Origin of the sequence: Bradyrhizobium sp. CER78 (assembly GCF_029846235.1) — a bacterium.
Lineage (GTDB): Bacteria > Pseudomonadota > Alphaproteobacteria > Rhizobiales > Xanthobacteraceae > Bradyrhizobium.
This window is the reverse complement of the sequence record NZ_JARVWP010000008.1, coordinates 47,646-67,145: the sequence shown is the minus strand read 5'-3', so window position 1 is coordinate 67,145 and position 19,500 is coordinate 47,646. Positions and strand designations below refer to the sequence as shown.

Below are 19,500 nucleotides of genomic sequence, written 5' to 3'. Positions count from 1 at the left end.
GTCATGGCACAGAGTCACGGTGGCGACGGACAGCTTGACGACGGCAAGCCGCGCCTGAGCGAGGACGATATGCAGCGAGCCCTGCTCGGGCCGAGGGGCGTGCCCGGCAAGCCGGACACCGCCAAGATGACGCCGCAGCAGGAAAAGAACATGCCGAAATATCTGGATCCCGGACATACCTCGTAGCGCCCGTGATCTGAGCACATGCTGCGTTGCCTGTTCGCGGGCAGCGCGCCTGCGCACTTGCAAATCGCCCGCTTTTGCGCCCTCATGATTGCAGGTGCACTCACGGTGTTGCGGAGCAGGTTGTGAGAAATCCGTACGAGGTCCTTGGCGTTGCCCCGACGGCGTCTGCGGCCGACATCCAGAAGGCCTATCGCAAGCTGGCGAAGAAGCTGCACCCGGATCTCAATCCGGGCGACAAGGCGGCCGAGGACAAGTTCAAGGAAGTAGCTGCCGCGAACGATCTGCTCAGCGATGCCGACAAACGCAAGCGCTTCGACGCCGGTGAGATCGACGCCAGCGGCGCCGAGCGGCCGCAGCATCGCTACTACCGGGATTTCGCCACCGCCGATGCGGGGCATCCCTATGCCGACAGCTCCGGCTATGCCGACTATACGGACCAGGACGACGCGTTCGCTGAGCTGCTCCGGCGCACCGAGCAGGCACGCGCCAACCGGCGCGGCCGCGACCTGCATTACAGCCTGGTGATCGATTTCGCGGAATCGATCACCGGCGCGAGCAAGCGGCTGACGCTTCCTGATGGCGGCACGCTCGACGTGACGATCCCGCCGGGGCTCGTCGACGGACAAATCATCCGCCTGCGCGGCAAGGGCATGCCCGGCAGCGGCAAGGGCGGTCCCGGCGACGCGCTGATCGAGGTCGAGGTGCGCCCCGATCCGCGCTTCACCCGCGACGGTGACGATATCTCGCTGGAACTGCCGATCTCGCTGTCCGAGGCCGTGCTCGGCGGCAAGGTCAACGTTCCCACGCCGACCGGCGCCGTCACCATGACGGTTCCGAAGGGCTCCAACACCGGCACGACAATGCGCTTGCGCGGCAAGGGCGCGCCCAAGGTCGGCGGCGGCCATGGCGATGAATTCGTCAAGCTCAAGGTGGTCCTGCCCAAGGGACCCGATCCCGCACTCGAGGCGTTTGTCTCTAACTGGGATCGCAAGGGATTCAATCCCCGCGAGGATGGTGCGTCATGAACAAGCAGCAATTCCTCATCGATGCGGGTCTGGAGGTGCAGACCCTGGAGTTCTGGATCGAGCAGCAATGGCTCCTTCCGGAAGAGACCGCTCACGAAGTCAGTTTCTCCGACACCGACTTGGCGCGTGCGCATCTGATCCGGGATCTGAAGGGCGATTTCGGCGTCAACGACGAGGGGATCGACGTTATCCTGCATCTGGTCGACCAGCTGCACGGCCTGCGCCGCGCGTTCGAAGAATTGCACAAGGATATCGCGTCGCCGCCGCGCTAGAGCATGATCCGGAAAAGTGTGAAGCGGTTTTCCGAAAAGATCATGCTCAAACAACAAGCTCGTCTGAGTCGAACCTCAGACCCGGGGAGACGATCATGACGGACAAGCCGACGCCGCTGGCCCATGGCGAGATCGACGTTCTCATCCTGCAGGCGCTGGTGCGCAAGCTGATCGCCAAGGGCGTGCTGACGCCGGATGACGTCCGCTCGATGCTGTTCGAGGCCGCGAAGAATCTCGACCTGGTCGGCAGCGAACTGACGACGGAGGCCGCCAACATCATCGTGCAGGAAGATCTGGCGCCGGCATTCCTTGGCGGGTGACTTCCTCAGGTTTGGCCGCTGCGGGTGGAAACCAACCGGATTTGCGTGACCTGGTCGGCATTCCCTGCGAGATAGGTCTGCGCGTCGCGCACCAGCCGCTCGATTGCGGCGGCGTCGTAGCTCGGATGACGCGGGTTCAGATGCAAATCGGTCTCGATCTGCATCACATTGGTCGTGACCTCGGCGCCGATCTCGATCGAGAACGACACCAGCGAAACGTGCGGGCTCTTGAACGCCATATCCTGTCTCCTTCTATCGCGTGATCGCAGGGCGCCGATATCACCGCGCATGGCCGGTGTGCGTCGGCACCTCAGGCTGCGGAATCTTCCCTGGCCGCCCGCGCATGTTGCGTGGCCACAGCTGCGTGTCGCCGGTCGAGCTCCTCGATCATGCCGCGGGCGATCTCGCGCTCGCCCATGATCACGATGTCGGCCCCGAGCCCTTTCAGATGATCGACCTCGGCGTCGGAATGCGCCCGCGCGATGATCTGAATGTCGGCATTCGCGGCCCGGGCCTGCTCGACGATCTGTCCGGCCTCGAATGCTTCGGGAATGGCGATCACCAGCGATCGCGCACCTGACGGATTGGTCGCGCGCAGCACGCTGGCGCGCGCAGCATTGCCCATCAGGGCTTCGATGCCGCGCTGCTTGAGTTTTGCGACCATGTCGTCGGACGCCTCGACCGCGAGGAACGGCGCGTTGCGCTGATGCAGGGCGTCGCCGACGATGCTGCCGACCCGGCCGTAGCCGACCAGGATGGTGTGGTCCTGCAAATCCGTGACCGGGATCGGCTCTGATGTCGCGGCGGCCGGCGAGGCGATCTCCGGCTTTTCGAGCCGCGCCGTCAGCCAGTCGACCACCGCGAACACCAGCGGGTTGAGCATGATCGAGAAGATCGCGCCGGCCAGGATCAGCTCGCGGCCGGCCTTCGGCAACAGGTTGAGGGCGACGCCGAGCTCGGCGAGGATGAAGGAGAATTCGCCGATCTGGGCGAGGCTCGCCGAGATCATCAGCGCGGTCGCCATCGGGCGGCGGAACAACACGACGATCAGCAGTGCGGCGAGCGACTTGCCGACCACGATGACGAACAGTGTTGCGACGAACGGCCAGGGTTCGCGCACCACGCTGAGCGGATCGAACAGCATGCCGACCGAGACGAAGAACAGCACCGCGAAGGCGTCGCGCAGCGGCAGCGTCTCCTGCGCGGCGCGCTGGCTGAGCGGCGATTCCCGCAGCATCATCCCGGCGAAGAAGGCGCCGAGCGCGAGCGAAACCCCGAACAGCCTGGTGGCGCCGAACGCGATGCAGAGCGCGATCGCAAGCACCGTCAGGCGGAACAGCTCGCGCGAGCCGGTATGCGCGATGTAATGCAGCACCCACGGGATCAGCCGGCGTCCGACCACCAGCATCAGCGCGATGAACAGCGCGATCTTGATCAGCGTCAGCGCCAGCACGCCGGTCAGCCCGAGGCCGAAGCGGGTGGCGAGCGGGTCGGAGACGAGCGCTGCGCCGTCGCCGCCCTGGAAGCTCGCCACCGCCGGGAACAGCACCAGCGCCAGCACCATGGCGAGGTCCTCGACGATCAGCCAGCCGACCGCGATCTTGCCGCGTTCGGTGTCCATCAGGCGGCGCTCCTGCAGCGCGCGCAACAAGACGACGGTACTCGCGACTGACAATGCGAGGCCGAACACCAGACCGGCGCCGACGGTCCAGCCCATCAGCAATGCGAGGCCGAGGCCCAACAGTGTCGCAACCGCAATCTGCGCAATGGCACCGGGCACCGCGATCGCGCGCACCGATAGCAGATCGTTCAGCGAGAAATGCAGGCCGACGCCGAACATCAGCAGGATGATACCGAGCTCGGCGAGTTCGGTGGCGAGCGCCTGATCGGCCACGAAGCCGGGCGTGAACGGACCGACCGCGACGCCTGCGAGCAGATAGCCGACCAGTGGCGGAACCCGGAAGCGCTGGGCGATGGTTCCGAAGACGAAGGCGAGTCCAAGACCCGCGACGACGGTCGCGATCAGAGGTGTGTCATGCGGCATTTCGCCTTGTCGCACAGCATGGTTGGCGGTGCACCGCGACCATTTGAGGCGCGGCATTCCGCGCGAAAGTCGTGATCTATTGCTCATAGCGTGAGCATATGATCTCATGCAGGGATGGATCCGCGGCTCCCCGAGACCGATCTGGTCATCTTCGACTGCGACGGCGTGCTCGTCGACAGCGAGGAATTGAGCTGCCGCTGTCTTGCCGAGGCGATGGTTCAGATCGGCATCGAGATGAGTACCGAGCGGGCGCTCGAACTTTTCCTTGGCCGCAGCACCGCGGCCTTGCTCGACTATTGCCGGGACGTGGGCAAGCCGTTGCCGGCGACGTTCCTGCCCGCACTGGCGCTAAAGGTGCGTGAGACCTTCCGCGCCCGGCTCAAGCCGATCGCCGGCATCGCAGCAGTGCTTGCGGAATTGCGCCTGCCGTGTTGTGTCGCCTCGTCGAGCGATCTCGAGCGGGTGAAGTTCTCGCTGGAGCTGACCGGTCTTGCCGCGTCCTTCGGACCGCGGCTCTACACTGCGCAGATGGTCAAGCACGGCAAGCCGGCGCCGGATCTGTTCCTGCATGCGGCAAGTGCGATGGGTGTCGAGCCGCGTCGCACGCTCGTCATCGAGGACAGCGTCAGCGGGGTGACGGCCGCGAAGGCGGCCGGCATGAAAGTGTGGGGATTTGTCGGCGGCGCCCACTATCGGTTGGCGGACGGCAGTGCTCTGCTGCGGCAGGCCGGGGCGGATCGAATCTTCGCCGCGATGAATGATTTCTGGATGGAAGGCTGACACAGGACGATGGCTGCGCCCGACAACGAAAAGTCTCGCCTCGACGATGCGGCGCGCGCCGGCTGGCTGTATTTCATCGCGGGCCACACCCAGGACGAAATTGCAAAAATGCTGCAAGTGTCGCGCGCCTCGGCGCAGCGCCTGGTCTCGCTGTGCCTCGCGGAACGGCTGATCACGTTTCGCCTCGAACACCCGATTGCGGCCTGCATGGAGCTTGCCTCGCGGCTGAAGGCGCGGTTCGATCTGGTGCATTGCGACGTCGTGCCGTCAGACCCGGCTGCGCCGCTGTCGAATGCGGGCATCGCCGAACGCAGCGCCAATCTGCTGGAGACGACGCTGCGCTCGGAGACGCCGGTCATCGTGGCGCTCGGCACCGGCCGCGCGGTGCGCGCTGCGGTCGAGCGGGTCTCGCCGATCGAACGGCCGGATCACCAGATCGTCTCGCTGGTCGGCAACATCTCCGCCGACGGCTCGGCGAGCTTCTACGACACGGTGGGGCGGCTCGCCGACCGCACCGGCGCGCGCCACTACCCGATGCCGCTGCCGTTTTTGATGTCGAGCGAGGACGAGCGCAACCGCATGGTGCGCATCGATCCGATCGCGCGGGTGAGGGCGGTCGCCGCCAAGGCGGACCTGCGGCTGATCGGCATCGGCCAGATGGACCAGAAAGCCCAGGTCCATGTCGACGGCTTCGTCACTCGCGAGGAGCTGCTGGAGATGATGCGGCTCGGCGCGGTCGGCGAGGTGACCGGCTGGGCCTATGACGCCAAGGGCCGCCTGATCAAGGGCGGCACCAACAAGCGCCTGACCAGCATTCCGCCGCAGATCCCCGCGGTCTCGACCACGATCGCGGCCGCAGTCGGCGTCGCCAAGGTGCCGTCGATCAAGGCCGCACTGGCGGGCCGGGTGATCAACGGCCTGATCACCGATGAGGCGACTGCCCGCGCGGTGCTGGATCGCTAAGAGTTAGATAATCGAATCGGGCCACGCGCTACGCTCACCTCGCCCCGCCTGCGGGGAGAGGTCGGAATGCATCGCCAGATGCATTCCGGGTGAGGGGGAGTCTCCACGCATTCCTCTGCTTTCGCATGCGCGGAGAGGGCCCCTCACCCCAACCCTCTCCCCGTGAAGAACGGGGCGAGGGAGCGCAGTCCCGTCCCGGTTGCAGTTCAACTTTCTCAGCGCTGGCCGCTCTTCGCCTCCGCAAAAACCTCCCTTCCAACGTGCAGTGGAACCCGCAATCGCGCCGGAAGGCGTACCGCGCGCTTGACAAAATTTGGCGACAGGATGAACATACGCTCAACACGTGGGCATATGCTCAACGTGACATAAGGGAGGTCACCTTGAAAAACGTCCTTTGCGCCGTTGCGGGCGCGGCTGCTCTTTTGATCTCTGCCCCCTCGATCGCCCAGACCACGCTGACGGTGGCGACCGTCAACAACGGCGACATGATCCGCATGCAGGGGCTCACCAGCGAATTCACCGCGAAGAATCCCGACATATCAGTCAAATGGGTGACGCTCGAGGAGAACGTGCTTCGCCAGCGCGTGACCACCGACATCGCCACCAAGGGCGGCCAATTCGACGTGCTGACCATCGGCACCTATGAGGTGCCGATCTGGGCCAAGAAGAGCTGGCTGGTGCCGCTCGACAAGCTCGGCGCCGATTACGACGTCAATGACCTCCTGCCCAAGATCAGGGATGCTGTCTCGGTCGACGGCAAGCTCTACGCCGCGCCGTTCTACGGCGAGAGCTCGATGATGATGTATCGCACCGACTTGTTCGACAAAGCCGGCCTGAAGATGCCGGACAGCCCGACCTGGGATTTCGTGGTCGATGCGGCGAAGAAGCTCACCGACAAATCAGCCGGCGTCTATGGCATCTGCCTGCGCGGCAAGGCGGGCTGGGGCGAGAACATGGCGTTCCTGACCGCGATGGCGAATTCCTATGGCGCCCGCTGGTTCGACGAGAAGTGGGAGCCGCAATTCAACACGCCGGAATGGAAGAAGACGCTGACGACCTATGTCGACCTGATGAAGCAGGCCGGCCCTCCCGGCGCCTCCTCGAACGGCTTCAACGAGAACCTCGCTTTGTTCAACGCCGGCAAATGCGCGATGTGGATCGATGCCACGGTGGCGGCCTCCTTCGTGACCAACCCGGCGCAGTCCACGGTCGCAGGCAAGGTCGGCTTCGCGCTGGCGCCGAACATCGGCCTTGGCAAGAACGCCAACTGGCTGTGGGCGTGGAGTCTCGCGATCCCCGCCGGCTCGAAGAAGGTCGATGCGGCCGAGAAGTTCATCGCCTGGGCGACCAGCAAGGATTATTCCAAGCTCGTCGCGTCCAAGGAAGGCTGGTCCAACGTGCCTCCGGGGACACGGACCTCGCTGTACCAGAACCCCGAATATCTGAAGGCAGCGCCGTTCGCCAAGATGACCTTGGCCTCGATCGATGCGGCTGATCCGAGCCACCCGACCGTGAAGCCGGTGCCTTACGTTGGCGTGCAGTATGCGGCGATCCCTGAATTCCAGGGCATCGGCACCGCGGTGGGCCAGCAGTTCTCGGCCGCGTTGTCCGGCTCGACCACGGTCGATGCTGCGCTGTCAGCTGCGCAGTCCGCGACCGAGCGCGAGATGAAGCGCGCGGGCTACATCAAGTAAATCACTCCGGATAAGCCAGGGCGTGTCGAACGCCCTGGCCGCCGACCAGCTTAGACCTCCCGAGCTGGATCACTCGCGACCATCCTGTCCCGCAGCGGGATGGTCGCTCCTTTCCTTAAAGAAGGAGGCGGGGATGGCGACCCAGCAGACCCAACTGCTCGCACGCACGCTGCTCACGCCCGCGGTGGCGCTGCTGTTCATCTGGATGATCGTGCCGCTGGCGCTCACGATCTACTTCGCGACCCTGCACTACAATCTGCTCGATCCCGGCTCCGAATCCTTCGTCGGCCTGGAGAACTTCCGCTACTTCCTCACCGATCCGGCCTTCCTCGCCTCGCTGCAGAACACGCTGGTGCTGGTCGGGTCGGTGCTCGCGATCACGATCATCCTCGGCGTGCCGCTGGCGCTGTTGCTGGACCAGCAGGTGGTCGGGCTCTCGATCGTCCGCCTGATGGTGATCGCGCCGTTCTTCGTGATGCCGACGGTGAGCGCGCTGGTCTGGAAGAACCTGTTGATGCATCCGGTCTCGGGCCTGTTCGCCTGGATCGCGCATCTGTTCGGGCTGCCGGCGATCGACTGGTTCAACGATGCGCCGCTGTTCGCGGTGATCCTGATCATCTCCTGGCAGTGGCTGCCGTTCGCGACCCTGATCCTCTTGACCGCGCTGCAATCGCTCGACGAGGAGCAGAAGGAGGCGGCCGAGATGGATGGCGCGAGCGCGATCTCGACCTTCATCTACATCACGCTGCCGCATCTGGCGCGCCCGATCACGGTGGTGATCCTGATCGAGACCATCTTCCTGCTTACCGTGTTCGCCGAGATCTTCGTCACCACCGGCGGCGGCCCCGGCCTGCAGACCACCAACATCGCCTTCCTGATCTATTCGCAGGCGCTGATCCAGTACGACGTCGGCAGCGCTTCGGCGGGCGGCCTGGTTGCGGTGGTGCTCGCCAACATCGTCGCGTTCTTCCTCGTTCGCATCGTCGGCCGGAATCTGGAGGCGTAACGTCATGGCGCGCATGGTCACGACACGGCGCAAGGTGATCTCGACGGCAGCCGCCTGGCTGGTCGGCTTCCTGATCTTCTTCCCGATCCTCTGGATGGTTCTGGCGAGCTTCAAGACCGAGCTTGAAGCGTTCGCGATTCCGCCATCGTTCCTGTTCTTCCACTGGACCACGGAGAACTACGTCACGGTGCAGGAGCGCAGCGATTATTTCCACCACGCGCTCAACTCGATCATCATCGCCGGCGGCTCGACCTTGATCGCGATGCTGATCGCGATTCCCGCGGCGTGGTCGATGGCGTTCTCGCCGACCAAGCGCACCAAGGACGTGCTGCTCTGGATGCTCTCGACCAAGATGATGCCGCCGGTCGGCGTGCTGGTGCCGATCTATTTGATCTTCCGGACCGTCGGCCTGCTCGACACCCGGACCGGACTGGTCTTCATCCTGTGTCTCGGCAATCTGCCGATCGTGATCTGGATGCTGTTCACCTATTTCAAGGAGATCCCGAAGGACATCTTAGAGGCGGCGCGGATGGACGGCGCCACGATCGGGCGCGAGCTGATCTATGTGTTGACGCCGATGGCGGTGCCTGGGCTCGCCTCGACCTTGCTGCTCAATCTGATCCTGGCGTGGAACGAGGCGTTCTGGACGCTCAATCTGTCGACGCTGGAGGCCGCGCCGCTCACCGTGTTCATCGCATCCTATTCCAGCCCGGAAGGCTTGTTCTGGGCGAAATTATCGGCGGCGTCGACGCTCGCGATCGCGCCCATTCTCGTGCTCGGCTGGTTCAGTCAGCGGCAGCTCGTCCGCGGCCTGACCTTCGGCGCGGTCAAGTAGCAGAAAGGCTTTTCCATGGGTCAGATTACGCTGCAGGGTGTGCAAAAATCGTTCGGGCCAGTCCACATCATCAAGGGCGCCGACCTCGATATCGCCGACGGCTCCTTCGTGGTCTTCGTCGGTCCGTCGGGCTGCGGCAAGACCACGCTGCTGCGGCTGATCGCAGGACTGGAAGACGTCACCGGCGGCGCAATCCTGATCGACGGCCGCAATGTAGTGGACGTGCCGCCGGCCAAGCGGGGCCTGTCGATGGTGTTCCAGTCCTACGCGCTCTACCCGCATATGAGCGTGCGCGGCAACATCGCGTTTGGCTTGAAGATGGCCGGCATCGCCAAGGACGAGATCAACCGCAAGGTCGAGGCCGCGGCTGCGACGCTCAACCTCACCCCCTATCTCGACCGCAAGCCGCGCGAGCTCTCCGGCGGCCAGCGCCAGCGCGTCGCGATCGGGCGCGCCATCGTGCGCGAGCCGAAGGCGTTCCTGTTCGACGAGCCGCTGTCGAACCTCGACGCCGCGCTGCGCGTGCAGATGCGGCTCGAGGTGACGCGGCTGCAGAAGCAGCTCGGCACCACGGCGATCTACGTGACCCACGACCAGGTCGAGGCCATGACCATGGCCGACAAGATCGTGGTGCTGAACGGCGGCAAGATCGAGCAATACGGCTCGCCGCTCGAACTCTACGAGAAGCCGGCAAACCTGTTCGTCGCCGGGTTCATCGGCTCGCCGAAGATGAACTTCGTTACCGGCGAACTCGCCAAGCAGCAGGGCGCCACCACCATCGGCGTGCGGCCGGAGCATCTGAAGGTCGAGCGCGACGGGCAGGGCGGCTGGCACGGCACGGTCTCGGTCGCCGAGCATCTCGGCAGCGACACCTTCCTCTACGTCGATGCCGGGCCGCAGGGAATGCTGACCGCGCGCTACATCGGCGAGCTCGACCTGCATCCCGGCGACAAGGTGTCGCTGATCCCGGATCCGGCGCGCATCCATCGTTTCGACGACAGCGGCAAATCGATCCACGCGTAGAGCATGATCCGGACCCGGAGGGCCGCATTAGCGCAAAGTCTGAAGCGGTTTTCCGAACAGATCATGCTCAGAAAAAGCACGGACGGTCACCGCCGTCGATCTCGCTCTGGCCGGGGCGGCACGCCCGCGAAACGCGGGCTTTAGGCAAAGGAAGAAGAAAATGTATCTCGAGAAATTCAAGCTCGGCGGCAAGACCGCCATCATCACCGGCGCCGGTCAGGGCATTGGGCTCGCCTGTGCCGAGGCGCTGGCTGAAGCAGGCGCCAAGGTCATCATCGGCGACCGCGACGCCAAGGTCGCCAATGACGCGCAGGCGGCGCTGAAGGCCAAGGGTTATGACGCCGATATCGCGGTGATGGACGTGACGGACTCCGGCCGGGTCTCGGCGGTCGCCGATGAGCTGGTCCGCAAGTACGGCAAGGTCGACATCCTCGTCAACAATGCCGGCATCGCCCGTAGCGAGACGCCGGCCGAGACCGTGACCGACGAGCACTGGCTTAACGTCATCGACGTCAATCTGAACGGCACGTTCTGGTGCTGCCGTGCCTTCGGCAACCACATGCTGAAGGCGAAGTCCGGGACCATCGTCAATGTCGGCTCGATGTCCGGCTTCATCGTCAACAAGCCGCAGGAACAGTGCTTCTACAACGCCTCCAAGGCCGCGGTGCACCATCTCACCAAATCGCTCGCGGCCGAATGGGGCGCGCGCGGGGTCCGCGTCAATGCGGTGGCGCCGACCTATATCGAGACGCCGCTGAACGCTTTTGTGAAGAACAGCCCCAAAATGTACGACGCCTGGATCGGTGGAACCCCGATGGCGCGGATGGGGCAGGTCGACGAGATCGCCTCCGTGGTCTTGTTCCTGGCTTCCGAGGCGGCGAGCCTGATGACCGGAAGCATCGTTCTGGTCGATGGCGGTTACACTTGCTGGTAGGCTCGCGTCGAAGCATGATCCGGACCGGAACGGCCGCGTTAGCGCAACGTGGGACCGGTTTTCCGGACGATGCTGACACAGAAAGTAAGGGCGCGATGACGTTCCCATGCAACGTCGTCACGCTCTGACGGAGCGAAAATGCGGCAAGCCTATATCGGGGTGGACGTCGGGAGCACCAGCGCCCGCGCCGGCGTATTCGACGAGGCCGGCAAGCTGCTGGGCTCGGCCCGGCATCCAATCCGGGTCTGGCATGAGCCTGGCGACATCGTCGAGCAATCGTCCGACGACATCTGGGAAGCCTGCGTCGCCTCCGTGCGCAATGCGATGCGCGGGGCCGCGGTCGCGGCCGAGCAGGTCAAGGGCATCGGCTTTGACGCGACCTGCTCACTGGTCGTGCTCGACCGGGCCGGGCGGCCGCTCACCGTCAGCCCGTCCGGCGATCCCGCGCGCAACGTCGTGGTCTGGATGGACCACCGCGCGATGGACGAGACTGAGTTCGTCAACGCGACCGGCGACCGCGTGCTGCGTTATGTCGGCGGCGCGATCTCGCCGGAGATGGAGATTCCGAAGATCCTGTGGCTGAAGCGCCATTTGCCGGCGACTTTCGAGGCCGCCGGGCACTTCTTCGATCTCGCCGATTATCTCTCGTTCCGCGCCACCGGCTCGCTGGCGCGCTCTACCTGCACGGTGACCTGCAAATGGACCTATGTCGCCGGCGAGGGCGGCTGGAGCGAACCCTTTCTCAAGCGCGTCGGGCTCGAGGCGCTCGCGGCCGATCGCTTTGAGCGGATCGGCACCGAGATCGTGCCGCCCGGCTCGCCGCTCGGCCGCGGGTTGTCGGAGGATGCCGCGCGCGATCTCGGCCTGCTGCCGGGAACCGCGGTCGGCGCATCGCTGATCGATGCCCATGCCGGCGGCGTCGGCGCGATCGGCGGCCGCGACGGCTCCGGCGCCGAGGTCGATGTCTGCCAGCGCCTCGCTTACATCATGGGAACGTCGGCCTGCATCATGGCGACGACCGTCGATCCCTGCTTCGTGCCCGGCGTCTGGGGCCCGTATTTCGAAGGCATGGTGCCGGGCTTCTGGCTCAACGAGGGCGGTCAATCCGCGGCCGGCGCCGCGATTGACCATCTGCTCAAATCGCACCCGGCGCATGCCGAGGTCTTGGCTGCTGCGAAGAGCGACGGCGTCGATGTGATCGAATACCTCGAAAGGCGCATCCTGGCGCGCAGCGGCAATGCCGGCGCGGCCGCGCTGCTCGCGCGCAACGTCCACGTCCTGCCGGAATTTCTCGGCAACCGTTCGCCCTATGCCGATCCCGGCTCGCGCGCGGTGATCGCGGGGCTCGATCTCGACACCGACGTGTCGGCGCTGGAGCGGCTGTTCATTGCCGGCCTGTGCGGGTTGGCCTACGGTCTCGCCGATGTCATCGACGCCCTGCAGGCTCACGGCGTCAGCGGCAAGACCATCGTGATCGGGGGCGGCGCTAGCCGTAGCCCCTTGGTGCGCCAGATCATGGCCGACACGACAGGCTACACCGTGGCGTTGCCGCAGACCCAGGAGCCGGTGCTGCTCGGTGCCGCGATGCTGGGCGCGGTCGCCAGCGGTGCGCATCATTCAATCAACTCCGCGATGGCCGGCATGTCGGCGCTCGGTCGGTTGAGCGAGCCGACGCGGCCCGAGCTGGCCGATTTCCACCGCAAGAAGCGCGGCGTGCACAAGATGCTGCGGACGCTCGATCGCGACAGCCGCGAGGCGATGAAGCGGGCGCCCGGCGAGCCGCTGGCTTAAGGTGTTTGCATGCTGCTGAGTTGCGGAGATGCGCTGATCGATTTCCTGCCGTCGCGGACGGCGGATGGACGCGAGGCGATGACGCCGGCAGTCGGCGGCTCCTGTCTCAACATCGCGATCGGCAGCGCGCGGCTCGATGTGCCCACCGGCTTTGTCGGCGGCATCGCGACCGACACGTTCGGCCGGATGATCGCCGATCATGCAACTGCGTCCGGCGTCGATCTCAGCCGCGCCACGCGCAGCGACGACCAGGCTACGCTGGCCTTTGCGCGCGTCACCGGCACCGAGACGCAATACGCCTTCTATGACGCCGACACCGCAGCGCGGAACTGGACCTATCGGCGCGAGGCGATCGCGCTTGACGGCGTCACCTGCCTGCACACCGGCTCGACCACGCTGGTCCATGACCAGGGCGCGGCCGAGACGCTGGCCTTCATCGAGGATATCAGGGCCAACGTGACGATCTCGCTCGATCCGAATTGCAGGCCGAATTTGGTCAAGGACAAGGACGCCTACCGCGCACGGATGCTGGCGTTCTGCGGCAAGGCCGATATCGTGAAAATGTCCGACGTCGACTTCGCCTATCTGTTCGGCGATGAGGCCTATGTTGACAGGGCCGAGGCGCTGCTGTCGGGCGACGCGTCGCTCGTCGTCGTCACGCGCGGCAACGAGGGCGCATCTGCCTGGCATCGCAAGGCTGGATCAATCGAGGTCAAGGCGCCGGTCGTGAATGTCGTGGATACGATCGGCGCCGGCGACTCTTGTCAGGCGGCGCTGCTCGCCGCGTTGCATCGGCTGGATCGGATCGCGCGGCAGCGGCTGCGCGACATCTCCGCCGCCGAGCTCACCCGCGCGCTGGCCTTTGCCTGCAAATGCGCCGCCTTCACCTGCACCCGCGCCGGCGCCGATCCGCCGAGGAGCCGGGAGCTGCCTGCCGATTATTGGTAAGCCATGCACCTGAGGCGATGGACTTGCCGCACGGGGCGCGGCACGATGCCGTCATCGAAGACCGATGCGAGCGCCTTTGCAAATGAGCGACGACCTGTGCCTGCTGTCAGCAATTGACCTTCGCGCGCGCATCGCTGCCAAGGACCTCTCTCCCGTCGAGATCATGGCGGCTGTACTCGCCCGCGCCGAGCGGCTGCAGCCGGAATTGAATTGCTTCATCACGCTGTGCGGCGACGAGGCGATGGCGCGGGCGAAGGCCGCGGAGCGCCAGGTGATGGCCGGCGAGCCGCTCGGCCTGCTGCACGGCATCCCCTTCACCGTGAAGGACATCGTCAGCACCAAGGGCGTGCGGACGACCTTCGGCGCGGTGCCGTACAAGGACAACGTGCCCGATCATGATGCCGTGGCGGTGGCCCGGCTTCGTGCGCAGGGCGGAATATTGCTCGGCAAGACCACGACGCCGGAGTTCGGCAGCAAGTGCCTGACGGACTCGCCGCTGTTCGGCCGCACCCGCAATGCGTGGAGCGCCGAGCGTTCCAGCGGCGGCTCCAGCGGCGGCGCGGCGGTGGCGGTTGCGAGCGGCATCGCGCCGCTGGCGGTTGCGACCGACGGTGGCGGCTCGACACGGATTCCCGCGGCCTGCAACGGCGTGGTCGGGATCAAGCAGAGCAACGGCGTGATCCCGCACAGCCAGGTGCAGGACGCCTTCGGCAACCAGACCTATGTCACGCCGACCACGCGCACCGTGGCGGATACGGCGCTGATGATGCAGGCGATGGCCGGCGAGGATCCGTCCGATCCCTGGTCGATCGGCGTGCCCGTGCCCGATTATCTCGAACGTGCGGCGCCGCGCGGCGATCTCAAGGGCAGGCGGGTGCTGTTCTGCTTGTCGCCGCCGGGCCGCCCGGTGACCGCGGACGTCGCCGCTGCGTTCAAGGCGAGCCTCGATCGGCTGGCCGGCTTAGGTGCTGAACTCGAGGAATTCTCCGGCGACGGTTTCGACATCGAGCCGATCTGGCGCGCCATCAATCACACGGTCTGGCGCACCCGTTTCGACAAGCTCGCGGCCGATCATCCCGACGAGCTCAGTCCGACTTTCCTGAAACAGCTCGCGCTTGCCGCGAAGGTGAGCGGCGTCGACTACCAGCAGGCGATGTTCGACCGCACCGCGCTGTTCCGCCGCGTGCAGTCGTTGCTTGCGCGCGGCGACCTCTTGGCGATGCCGACTCTGACCCGCACGGCGCTGCCGATCGACCAGGATTTGTTCGGCACGATCGAGATCGACGGCCAGAACTTCGACAGCGTGCGGCCGCACTGGTTTCCCTGGACCATGCTGTTCAACATGACCGGGCATCCCGCAATCAGCATCCCCGCAGGGTTCGGCCGCGATGGCCTGCCGATCGGGCTGCACCTGGTCGGCCGCTTCCGGGCCGACGCGGAACTGCTGCGCGTCGCGGCGCTGTTCGAAGCGGCGAGCGACCTGCTCGGCCGCTGGCCGGCCTTGCCCTGACGGTCCGGCCTGCGCGAAGCGCTTGCATTCGGCTGCGAACTTGTTGAACGTGACCGTGACATCAGGGGTGATGAAGGTTGATTGAATCAGTTCGACCGCGGGCTCGGTCTACCTCTCCCCAGCGGGGAGAGGTCGATTTGCGCAGCAAATCGGGTGAGGGGGTGCCGCTCCAACGAGAGACCGCAACCCCTCACCCGGCGCTACGCGCCGACCTCTCCCAAGGGAGAGGTGAACCGCCGCTGCGGTACCGGCTTGGCACAGCCACACCCTGCACTAGTTGCTGACCGGCATGAGCGTATTCTTCCTGCGGCGGATCCTGACCCTGGTGGCGACGCTGGTCGCGGCCTCGCTGATCATTTTCCTGGTGCTCGACGCGCTGCCCGGCAATGCCGCGCAGATGCTGATGGGCGCTGACGCATCGCCCGATGCGGTGCACGCGCTCACCGTCAAGCTCGGGCTCGATCAGCCGCTCACGGTTCGCTATCTGCTCTGGATCAAGGGCATGGCGGTTGGTGATCTCGGCAACAGCTATGTCTACGGCACGCCGGTCGCCGGCCTGATCGCGGAGCGGCTGGTGCTGACCATCCCGCTCGCGATCATGTCGATGTCGATCACCGTGGTGCTGGCGCTCGCCGCCGGCATCTACACCGCGGCCAACCACAACAAGCTCGGCGATGTCGGCGTCATGTCGCTGACGCAAGTCGGCATCGCGCTGCCGAACTTCTGGTTCGCGATCCTCCTGATCCTGCTGTTCTCGGTGAAGCTGCAATTGCTGTCCGCCGGCGGCTTCGCCGGCTGGGATGACGGCATCTGGCCCGGCATCCGCTCGCTGCTGCTGCCCGCGATCTCGCTCGCCGTGGTGCAGGCCGCGATCCTCGCTCGCGTCACGCGCTCGGCGGTGCTGGAGGTGCTGCGCGAGGATTTCGTCCGCACCGCGCGCGCAAAGGGGCTCGGCAAGCGCGAGGTGCTGTGGCGCCACGTGCTGCGCAACGCCATGATCCCGGTCATGACGGTCATGGGCCTGCAATTCGCCAATCTCCTGGCAGGCACCATCGTGATCGAGAACGTGTTCTATCTGCCGGGCCTGGGACGGCTGATCTTCCAGTCGATCGCCAATCGCGATCTGATCGTGGTGCGCAACTGCGTGATGCTGCTCGCCGCAATGGTCGTGATCGTCAATTTCGTGGTCGATGTGCTCTATGGCTTCATTGATCCGCGCATCAAGGTCGCCAACCTGTGAGCACGCCGCTGACCGCACCCGTCGGCACCGCGGCGATCACACCCGGCGCGCGGCCTGTGACCGGCTTCTGGCGCCGCGCGCTGCGCCATCGCAGCTTCGTGCTCGGCGCGGTGCTCAGCCTGTTCGTGCTCGGCGCGGCGCTGCTGTCGCTGGTCTGGACGCCGTGGTCGGCCTACGACATCGATGTCGCGTCAAAACTGCACGCGCCGTCGGCGGCGCATTGGCTCGGCACCGACGTGCTCGGCCGCGACATCGTCTCGCTGCTGCTGGTCGGCGCACGCTCCACCATCATGGTCGGCGTCATTGCGGTGGGTATCGGCCTCAGCTTCGGCGTTGGCCTCGGCCTGATCGCGGCTGCGCGCAAGGGCTGGACCGAGGAGCTCATCATGCGGATGAGCGATTTCACCTTCGCGTTCCCCGCGGTGCTATCGGCCATCATGCTGGCGGCGGTCGCAGGGCCGGGCATGGTGACGTCGATCACCGCGATCGGCATCTTCCAGATCCCGACCTTCGTCCGCGTCACCCGCGGCTCGGCCAATGCGATCTGGGCCCGCGAATTCGTGCTGGCCGCGCGCGCCGCCGGCAAGGGGGCGTTCCGCATCACCATCGAGCACGTGCTGCCGAACATCCTGTCGATCCTGATCGTACAGGCGACGATCCAGTTCGCGCTCGCAATCCTCGCCGAAGCCGCGCTGTCCTATCTCGGGCTGGGCACCCAGCCGCCGCAGCCGTCCTGGGGCCGCATGCTCAACGACGCGCAAACCCTGCTGTTCCAGTCGCCGATGCTTGCGGTCTATCCGGGAGCTGCGATCGCGATCGCCGTGCTCGGGCTCAATCTGCTCGGCGACGGTTTGCGCGATCTGCTTGATCCCCGTCTGGCGCGGGAGCGTTGAGCATGGGCGACGCGCCGCTGATCGAGGTGAAGGACCTGGGCGTCCGGCTCAACACCAGCCGCGGCCCGGCGCAGGCCGTGCGCGGCGTCAGCTTTGCGCTTCGCCGCGGCGAGACGCTCGGGCTGGTCGGCGAATCCGGTTGCGGCAAGTCGGTCACGGCGCTGGCCCTGATGGGGCTGTTGCCGGACAGCGCTGAGGTCAGCGGCAGCATCCGGCTCGACGGCGCGGAGCTCGTCGGGCTGCCTGACGCGGCCTATTGCAAGCTGCGCGGCAACCGCATCAGCATGATCTTCCAGGAGCCGATGACCGCGCTCAATCCGATGCACACGATCGGGCACCAGGTCGCTGAGCCCTTGCTGCGCCACACCGGTGTTTCGGCTACGCAGGCGCGGCAGGAGGCGATCGCCTTGCTCGATCGCGTCGGACTGCCGGACGCGGCGAAGCGCGTCGATGCCTATCCGCACCAATTCTCCGGCGGCCAGCGCCAACGCATCACGATCGCGATGGCGCTGGCCTGCCAGCCTGATGTCCTGATCGCCGACGAGCCGACAACTGCGCTCGACGTCACGATCCAGGGCCAGATCCTCGATCTGATCGCCGGCCTCGTCGCGGAGCGCGGCATGTCGATGATCCTGATTTCGCATGATCTCGGCGTGATCGCCGAGAATGTCGAGCGCATGATGGTGATGTATGGCGGCACCGTCGTCGAAAGCGGCGAGACCAATGCCGTGTTCACGCGGATGGGCCATCCCTACACGCAGGGCCTGTTCCGCGCCCGCCCGCGGCTCGGCGCGCGCAAGGGGACGCGGCTCAAGACCATCGCCGGCACCGTGCCGGAGCTGGCCGATCTGCCCGCGGGCTGCACCTTCGCCGATCGCTGCACGATCGCCGAGGCGCGCTGCCGCGCGGCGCTGCCGGCCGTGGTCGATGTCGGCGCCGCGCATGGCGTGCGTTGCATCAGGACCGACGTCTCGATGGCCGCCGGGGGCGTTGGCGCATGACAATGTTGGACCAGCCTTCACCCGCAACGCCGCTGCTCGCGGTCACGGATCTCGCGCAACGCTACACGCTGCCGCGTGAAAGCCTGTTCAAGCCAGCGGCGCAGGTGCACGCGCTCAACGGCGTCACCGCGCAGGTCATGTCGGGCAAGAGCCTCGGCGTCGTCGGCGAATCCGGTTCGGGCAAATCGACCTTTGCGCGGCTGGTGATGGCGCTGGAGCGGCCGACGTCGGGGCAGGTCTCGCTGCTCGGCCGCGACCTCAACCGGATGCCGCCGGATGAGCTGCGCCGCGCCCGCCGCGATTTCCAGATGGTGTTCCAGGATCCCTATGGCTCGCTCGATCCGCGGCAGACCATCGCGCGCATCGTCGCCGAGCCGCTGACCGCCCTCGGACGCATCGATCGCGCTGGCCTGCGCGAACGCGTTGCCACGGTGCTGCGGCAGGTAGGCTTGCGCGATGCCGACATGGACAAGTTTCCGCACGAATTCTCCGGCGGCCAGCGCCAGCGCATCGCGATTGCGCGCGCACTGATCACCCAGCCGAAGCTGATCGTCGCCGACGAGCCGGTCTCGGCGCTCGACGTTTCCGTGCAGGCGCAGGTGCTCAATCTGATGCAGGACCTGCAGGACGAGTTCGGGCTGAGCTACATCCTGATCAGCCACGACCTCGCGGTGGTCGATCTGCTCTGCGACGAGATCGCGGTGATGTATCTCGGGCGGATCGTCGAGCAGGGGCGGCCCGCCGATCTGTTCGCGCACGGCGCCCATCCTTATACGCGCGCGCTGCTCGATGCGGTTCCGCGGGCGCGGGCCGGGGGCGTCCGGCGGCGCCGCGGCGCGCAGGCGATCGGCTCGCAGGCGTCGGCCGCGGCCGGATGCCCTTACGCGCCGCGCTGTCCCCTGGCCGACCAGCATTGTCGCGAGACCGCGCCTGCGCTACGCAATGTCGGAGACGCCCATCTGGCGGCCTGCCATCACGCCGAAGCCGTGATGGCGCTGCCGCCTGTGGTCGCCGAGGCCGGTTAGTCCTTCAAGT

The 19,500-nt window shown here is 66.0% G+C and carries 20 protein-coding genes; 18 read left to right on the top strand and 2 right to left on the bottom strand.

Annotated elements, in window-relative coordinates:
* Positions 1–3: 3 nt before the first annotated feature.
* The 4 genes from QDT69_RS18815 (at position 4) to QDT69_RS18800 (ending at position 1,803) form a co-directional block, all read left to right on the top strand.
* Positions 4–186, top strand: coding sequence for a hypothetical protein (locus QDT69_RS18815; protein WP_021081492.1), 183 nt, complete (start codon positions 4–6; stop codon positions 184–186).
* Between the two features lie 122 nt (positions 187–308).
* On the top strand, positions 309–1,211 hold the full coding sequence (locus QDT69_RS18810) for a J domain-containing protein (protein ID WP_279707972.1): 903 nt from the start codon (positions 309–311) through the stop codon (positions 1,209–1,211).
* Entirely contained in the window at positions 1,208–1,483 is a 276-nt protein-coding gene (locus QDT69_RS18805) for a chaperone modulator CbpM (RefSeq protein WP_279707971.1), read from the top strand. Before QDT69_RS18810 ends, QDT69_RS18805 begins: the two co-directional genes overlap by 4 nt.
* 95 nt (positions 1,484–1,578) lie before the next feature.
* Positions 1,579–1,803, top strand: coding sequence for a hypothetical protein (locus QDT69_RS18800; protein WP_016843345.1), 225 nt, complete (start codon positions 1,579–1,581; stop codon positions 1,801–1,803).
* Positions 1,804–1,808: 5 nt separating this feature from the next.
* On the opposite strand, the gene QDT69_RS18795 is transcribed toward QDT69_RS18800, so the two are convergent.
* Positions 1,809–2,042, bottom strand: coding sequence for a hypothetical protein (locus QDT69_RS18795; protein ID WP_279707970.1), 234 nt, complete (start codon positions 2,040–2,042; stop codon positions 1,809–1,811).
* A 71-nt stretch (positions 2,043–2,113) separates the two neighbouring features.
* On the bottom strand, positions 2,114–3,847 hold the full coding sequence (gene ybaL / locus QDT69_RS18790) for a YbaL family putative K(+) efflux transporter (protein WP_279707969.1): 1,734 nt from the start codon (positions 3,845–3,847) through the stop codon (positions 2,114–2,116).
* Positions 3,848–3,961: 114 nt separating this feature from the next.
* On the opposite strand from ybaL, the gene QDT69_RS18785 reads away from it, so the two are divergent.
* From QDT69_RS18785 to QDT69_RS18720, 14 genes are all read left to right on the top strand, one after another.
* Positions 3,962–4,627, top strand: a complete 666-nt coding sequence (locus QDT69_RS18785) for an HAD family hydrolase (RefSeq protein ID WP_279707968.1) — start codon at positions 3,962–3,964, stop codon at positions 4,625–4,627.
* A gap of 9 nt (positions 4,628–4,636) precedes the next feature.
* Positions 4,637–5,590 (top strand): sugar-binding domain-containing protein, encoded by a 954-nt coding sequence (locus tag QDT69_RS18780; protein WP_279707967.1) that lies wholly within the window; start codon positions 4,637–4,639, stop codon positions 5,588–5,590.
* 380 nt (positions 5,591–5,970) lie between these two features.
* Positions 5,971–7,284 (top strand): sugar ABC transporter substrate-binding protein, encoded by a 1,314-nt coding sequence (locus tag QDT69_RS18775; RefSeq protein WP_279707966.1) that lies wholly within the window; start codon positions 5,971–5,973, stop codon positions 7,282–7,284.
* A 133-nt stretch (positions 7,285–7,417) separates the two neighbouring features.
* The gene (locus tag QDT69_RS18770) at positions 7,418–8,290 is read left to right on the top strand and encodes a sugar ABC transporter permease (RefSeq protein WP_021081501.1); all 873 of its coding nucleotides are present in this window, start codon (positions 7,418–7,420) and stop codon (positions 8,288–8,290) included.
* Positions 8,291–8,294: 4 nt separating this feature from the next.
* The gene (locus tag QDT69_RS18765; protein ID WP_279707965.1) at positions 8,295–9,125 is read left to right on the top strand and encodes a carbohydrate ABC transporter permease; all 831 of its coding nucleotides are present in this window, start codon (positions 8,295–8,297) and stop codon (positions 9,123–9,125) included.
* Positions 9,126–9,140: 15 nt separating this feature from the next.
* Positions 9,141–10,148, top strand: coding sequence for an ABC transporter ATP-binding protein (locus tag QDT69_RS18760; protein ID WP_146987008.1), 1,008 nt, complete (start codon positions 9,141–9,143; stop codon positions 10,146–10,148).
* 160 nt (positions 10,149–10,308) lie between these two features.
* Positions 10,309–11,082 (top strand): SDR family oxidoreductase, encoded by a 774-nt coding sequence (locus tag QDT69_RS18755; protein WP_279707964.1) that lies wholly within the window; start codon positions 10,309–10,311, stop codon positions 11,080–11,082.
* Between the two features lie 138 nt (positions 11,083–11,220).
* Complete coding sequence (locus tag QDT69_RS18750; protein WP_279707963.1) at positions 11,221–12,873, top strand: FGGY-family carbohydrate kinase; 1,653 nt, start codon at positions 11,221–11,223, stop codon at positions 12,871–12,873.
* A 9-nt stretch (positions 12,874–12,882) separates the two neighbouring features.
* Positions 12,883–13,821, top strand: coding sequence for a carbohydrate kinase (locus QDT69_RS18745; protein ID WP_279707962.1), 939 nt, complete (start codon positions 12,883–12,885; stop codon positions 13,819–13,821).
* Between the two features lie 82 nt (positions 13,822–13,903).
* The gene (locus tag QDT69_RS18740) at positions 13,904–15,331 is read left to right on the top strand and encodes an amidase (protein ID WP_279707961.1); all 1,428 of its coding nucleotides are present in this window, start codon (positions 13,904–13,906) and stop codon (positions 15,329–15,331) included.
* A gap of 289 nt (positions 15,332–15,620) precedes the next feature.
* Positions 15,621–16,571: an ABC transporter permease gene (locus QDT69_RS18735; RefSeq protein ID WP_279707960.1), complete on the top strand. Its 951-nt coding sequence runs from the start codon at positions 15,621–15,623 to the stop codon at positions 16,569–16,571.
* Between the two features lie 35 nt (positions 16,572–16,606).
* Positions 16,607–17,464, top strand: coding sequence for an ABC transporter permease (locus QDT69_RS18730; RefSeq protein ID WP_279708221.1), 858 nt, complete (start codon positions 16,607–16,609; stop codon positions 17,462–17,464).
* A gap of 2 nt (positions 17,465–17,466) precedes the next feature.
* Positions 17,467–18,465: an ABC transporter ATP-binding protein gene (locus QDT69_RS18725; protein ID WP_279707959.1), complete on the top strand. Its 999-nt coding sequence runs from the start codon at positions 17,467–17,469 to the stop codon at positions 18,463–18,465.
* Positions 18,462–19,490, top strand: a complete 1,029-nt coding sequence (locus tag QDT69_RS18720; RefSeq protein WP_279707958.1) for an oligopeptide/dipeptide ABC transporter ATP-binding protein — start codon at positions 18,462–18,464, stop codon at positions 19,488–19,490. The genes QDT69_RS18725 and QDT69_RS18720 overlap by 4 nt, the downstream gene beginning before the upstream one ends.
* Positions 19,491–19,500: the final 10 nt, after the last annotated feature.

What these genes read in the sequence shown, in the direction of transcription:
- QDT69_RS18745 (WP_279707962.1), top strand. Translation starts at nt 12,883, where the DNA reads ATGCTGCTGAGTTGCGGAGATGCGCTGATCGATTTCCTGCCGTCGCGG.
- QDT69_RS18805 (WP_279707971.1), top strand. Translation starts at nt 1,208, where the DNA reads ATGAACAAGCAGCAATTCCTCATCGATGCGGGTCTGGAGGTGCAGACC.
- QDT69_RS18765 (WP_279707965.1), top strand. Translation starts at nt 8,295, where the DNA reads ATGGCGCGCATGGTCACGACACGGCGCAAGGTGATCTCGACGGCAGCC.
- QDT69_RS18750 (WP_279707963.1), top strand. Translation starts at nt 11,221, where the DNA reads ATGCGGCAAGCCTATATCGGGGTGGACGTCGGGAGCACCAGCGCCCGC.
- QDT69_RS18725 (WP_279707959.1), top strand. Translation starts at nt 17,467, where the DNA reads ATGGGCGACGCGCCGCTGATCGAGGTGAAGGACCTGGGCGTCCGGCTC.
- QDT69_RS18785 (WP_279707968.1), top strand. Translation starts at nt 3,962, where the DNA reads ATGGATCCGCGGCTCCCCGAGACCGATCTGGTCATCTTCGACTGCGAC.
- QDT69_RS18795 (WP_279707970.1), bottom strand. Translation starts at nt 2,042, where the DNA reads ATGGCGTTCAAGAGCCCGCACGTTTCGCTGGTGTCGTTCTCGATCGAG.
- QDT69_RS18780 (WP_279707967.1), top strand. Translation starts at nt 4,637, where the DNA reads ATGGCTGCGCCCGACAACGAAAAGTCTCGCCTCGACGATGCGGCGCGC.
- QDT69_RS18800 (WP_016843345.1), top strand. Translation starts at nt 1,579, where the DNA reads ATGACGGACAAGCCGACGCCGCTGGCCCATGGCGAGATCGACGTTCTC.
- QDT69_RS18720 (WP_279707958.1), top strand. Translation starts at nt 18,462, where the DNA reads ATGACAATGTTGGACCAGCCTTCACCCGCAACGCCGCTGCTCGCGGTC.
- QDT69_RS18735 (WP_279707960.1), top strand. Translation starts at nt 15,621, where the DNA reads ATGAGCGTATTCTTCCTGCGGCGGATCCTGACCCTGGTGGCGACGCTG.
- ybaL (WP_279707969.1), bottom strand. Translation starts at nt 3,847, where the DNA reads ATGCCGCATGACACACCTCTGATCGCGACCGTCGTCGCGGGTCTTGGA.
- QDT69_RS18760 (WP_146987008.1), top strand. Translation starts at nt 9,141, where the DNA reads ATGGGTCAGATTACGCTGCAGGGTGTGCAAAAATCGTTCGGGCCAGTC.
- QDT69_RS18740 (WP_279707961.1), top strand. Translation starts at nt 13,904, where the DNA reads ATGAGCGACGACCTGTGCCTGCTGTCAGCAATTGACCTTCGCGCGCGC.
- QDT69_RS18815 (WP_021081492.1), top strand. Translation starts at nt 4, where the DNA reads ATGGCACAGAGTCACGGTGGCGACGGACAGCTTGACGACGGCAAGCCG.
- QDT69_RS18770 (WP_021081501.1), top strand. Translation starts at nt 7,418, where the DNA reads ATGGCGACCCAGCAGACCCAACTGCTCGCACGCACGCTGCTCACGCCC.
- QDT69_RS18755 (WP_279707964.1), top strand. Translation starts at nt 10,309, where the DNA reads ATGTATCTCGAGAAATTCAAGCTCGGCGGCAAGACCGCCATCATCACC.